This window comes from Bradyrhizobium sp. P5_C11_2 (assembly GCF_054049755.1).
This window is the reverse complement of sequence record NZ_JBFULT010000695.1, coordinates 1-3,375: the sequence shown is the minus strand read 5'-3', so window position 1 is coordinate 3,375 and position 3,375 is coordinate 1. Positions and strand designations below refer to the sequence as shown.

Here is a 3,375-nt window from a genome sequence, read left to right as displayed (position 1 = left end):
CCCTTGAGGAGGGTTGTCTCCCAACCGACGCCGGCGACGGCCGTCAACGAAGTGGTCAGCTTGAGCTCTTCCCGGGCGCGAACACCGTAATTGGTCGTTTCGCTGTAGAGATTGCTCGACAGCCTGCCGAGCGTCGCGTTGCCGCCCGGCATCACGTTTCGCGTGTCGCTCGACGCCGTCAGCGTATTGTAGAAGGCGCCGAAGAACGCGGTCGATTCCATCCCGAGAATCTCACCACGCTTGGTCAGATCGCTCATGTAATTGTACGACGGAAAATCTCCGATCGCGCTGGTCGTGCCAGTCGGCTGGTTGATGTTCCTGTCGTCGAAGACGAACTGGTTGCGCCAGGTCGTGGTGTTGTCGAAATCGTGCTCCCACCGGCCACCGACGATGGTTCGGCGGTCGTTGCGGCCGAGCCCAGCCTGCACGGCCGTCTCCTTGTCGGTTCCGGCGGTTGCATTGAAGCCGTTGTTGAACAGCGTGACCGTTCCGCACCCGGCGGCGGCCGTGGCACCGGTCGCGCAGCCCTGCTGGAACGGGTTTTGATAGTACTGGTTCAGCGACTGCCGGATCGGCAACCGCGTGCTCAGGTCATTGTTGATGATCTTGACCGTGAAGCGGTCGTCCGGCGTCGCCTTGAATGTGCCGAGGAAGTTGACGGTCTGTGTGTTGAACCAGCTGTTGCCGATATAGCCGTCGCCCCGCACGTCGCTTGCGAATAGTGAGCCCTMGAAGTTCCCGACCTTCTTGCCGGCCGCCAGATAATTGTTGAGGTAGCCGTAGCTGCCGCCATCGACGCCGTATTCGACGCCGTCGATCGTGCCGCCCGGGCGCGTTCGAAAATTGAGTGCGCCGCCGGTCGCATAGTTGCCGTAGAGCGCCGACGAGGGGCCGCGGATCACGTCGATGGCGCCATAGGCGTGCGGATCGATCAGGTCGCTCCGCGACAGGCCGTCCGGCTGGGTCACCGGAAAGCCGTCGTCGAAGATCACGAGATTACGGATGCCAAAGCTGTTCCGGGCGTTGGATCCACGAATCGAGATGCCGAAATCGCGGGGGCCGTTCCCCTGCTTGACCGAAATACCCGGACTGTCCCGCAAGACGTCACCGACCGAAAACGCGGGGCGGTTGTCGAACTGACTGCGATCGATGGTCGTCGAGGTCTGACCAGCCGGCGACCGATTGAGATCGTCCCTTGCTGCGCTCGCCGTCGCTGTCCTGTTTTGGGTCGGAGCGCTGACGGTTGCGTTCCGTGCAACGGGCCTGGTCGAGTGACCCGCGGAAGCAGAGCGAGGTCGCGATGGCCGGATTACCGGCTTCGGCTTGGCCGCCGCGGGCGCATCGACCGTCACCGGCGGCAGCGCTCGGTCGCTGGTTTGTGCGAAAACGCCGCTCGACGACGCGAGCAGCGCGGCCTGGACGGCAACGACGCTCACGCCACGGCGGGCATGACAACGTAACATGGGGCATCCCTGACGCCGGCATCATCGCCGGCCAATTGACAGCATCAATCGCCGGCGGACGTGCCGCGGCGACACCGAGGGTCGTCAGGAAAAGTGGGGAGGCCCGCGCGCCTGGGCGCTTGAGCCCTTATGGGTGGCGGCTACGGATACATCGGCCGCATGCCACACCACTTGTTCGGCGTGGCGGAAGGGAATCGAGAGTGCGGCCTGCGGCGGCGAATCGAAGGACGCGTTGGCCTGCGCCAGGCAACATAGCGCGCACGCACCGGCATGCGCGGTCGGCGTGCCCGTCGGATCGGTCTGGCCGCCCTGGTCGCTCGCGCTGTGACAGATGATGGCGGTCTGGAGCGGATCGGCAACGGTCTGGCCCGCCGCGAGGCAGGCGGCAATCGGCGCCAGCACCTGCATCACCAGGGCGAGCAGGACGATGGGTAGGAATTTTTGCAGCCTTGCGCGCATCCGCCGAACCGTTCGTTCGTCTGCTAACTAAACACCGCGCCGGGGCTGAGTCGAGGTCCGTTCCRCCGCCTTCTTGGCCCGGAACAAATGACCGGAAAACTGTGCTCGGGGCGCCCCACCCGGGAGGACATCCGGCATTTGAGGCAGCCGAACCGCCTCGGCTTTCCACAGATTTCTTATATTTGTCATATAGTTACACGGTAAGCAGCCCGATCATTTCGTCAGCTGCTCTAATTTTGAACAATCGTTGCCGAAAATGATGACAAGTGAGAAAAGTTGATCTAGCATCCCTCTTGCTCAGGCTCGCCGCGAGGTCGAAGTCTGGTGGTCCAAGTCTCGGGAGGAGCCCCTGGCGCGCAAAACGCAGCGTCGCCCCGTCAATCAAGAGCAAATCTTAGAATCGGGGATAATAGGGTCGACACAATTTTCGAGCGGGGCTAGGGCCCCGCTCTTTTTTTGCGCGCGTGGCGACAACGCCGATGAATCCCTCCTCCAATCCGATCGAACAGAGTTTTGAACTCGCGGCGGCGCGCTGCACGGATCTCACGCCGCACATTTACCAACGTCTGTTCAGAGAGCATCCCGAAACCCAGGCGATGTTCCGCTCGCAAGGCAGCGATCTCGTGAAGGGATCAATGCTCGCGCTCACGGTCGAGGCGATCCTCGACTTCGCAGGCGAGCGTCGCGGGCATTTCCGGCTGATCGCCTGCGAAGCCGCCTCGCACGATGGCTATGGCACGCCGCGCGACCTGTTCATCGCCTTCTTCGCCGTCATCAGGGATACGCTGCGCGATCTCCTCGGAGATGAATGGTCGCCGGAGCTCGCGCGCGCTTGGGATCGACTGCTCGCCGATATCGACGCCTTCGCCGGCATTCCGGCCTGACGCTTTGCGCTGCACCAACGCGGCCCGCGGCGATTTCCCGCGTGATTGCAGATTGGGTGGCGTGAACTTCTCGATTGTGAGAGACTTTCCGCATCGGTCGCGCAATCAATGACGCGCCGACGAAAAATTTATGGGAGCGAGCGATGTCCGGGACGAAAGATTTCTCGACGACGAGGCGCGATCTTCTTCAGGCGGCAGCGACCGCCGGCGCCGCAACTGCCATCCTCGGCAGCATGGGCATAAACCCCGCATTGGCAGCCGAGGTCGGACGATCCGAGAAGCCGCTGAAGGCGGCGTTCTCCAATGCGGGCCTCCAGGCGACCTGGTGCGCGCAGGGCAAGCAGGCCGCGGAATTCTGGGGCAAGCTGTTCAATGTCGAGGTGACCTGGTTCGACGGCCAGCTCGATGCGGTCAAGCAGCGCGCGGCGATCGACAACATGGCCTCGCAGAAATGGGATTTCGTCGCGATCCAGGCGTTCGGCATCGGCACCCTCACCCAGCCCGTGCAGAAGATGATCGACGCCGGCACGCCCGTGATCGACATGGACACGTTGATCGCGCCGCTCGAC

The 3,375-nt window shown here is 63.0% G+C and carries 4 protein-coding genes; 2 read left to right on the top strand and 2 right to left on the bottom strand.

What is annotated here, in order from left to right; genetic code table 11:
- Together ACXJL8_RS37080 and ACXJL8_RS37075 are read right to left on the bottom strand one after the other, a co-directional pair.
- On the bottom strand, window positions 1-1,463 hold a 1,463-nt coding region (locus ACXJL8_RS37080; RefSeq protein WP_456686623.1), incomplete at its 3' end, for a TonB-dependent receptor plug domain-containing protein.
- An 84-nt stretch (window positions 1,464-1,547) separates the two neighbouring features.
- Window positions 1,548-1,922, bottom strand: a complete 375-nt coding sequence (locus ACXJL8_RS37075) for a DUF2946 domain-containing protein (RefSeq protein WP_456620119.1) — start codon at window positions 1,920-1,922, stop codon at window positions 1,548-1,550.
- Window positions 1,923-2,401: 479 nt separating this feature from the next.
- On the opposite strand from ACXJL8_RS37075, the gene ACXJL8_RS37070 reads away from it, so the two are divergent.
- Both ACXJL8_RS37070 and ACXJL8_RS37065 read left to right on the top strand, forming a co-directional pair.
- Window positions 2,402-2,806: a globin gene (locus ACXJL8_RS37070; RefSeq protein ID WP_456620120.1), complete on the top strand. Its 405-nt coding sequence runs from the start codon at window positions 2,402-2,404 to the stop codon at window positions 2,804-2,806.
- A 143-nt stretch (window positions 2,807-2,949) separates the two neighbouring features.
- A partial coding sequence (locus ACXJL8_RS37065) for a substrate-binding domain-containing protein (RefSeq protein WP_456686622.1) occupies window positions 2,950-3,375 on the top strand: 426 nt, incomplete at its 3' end.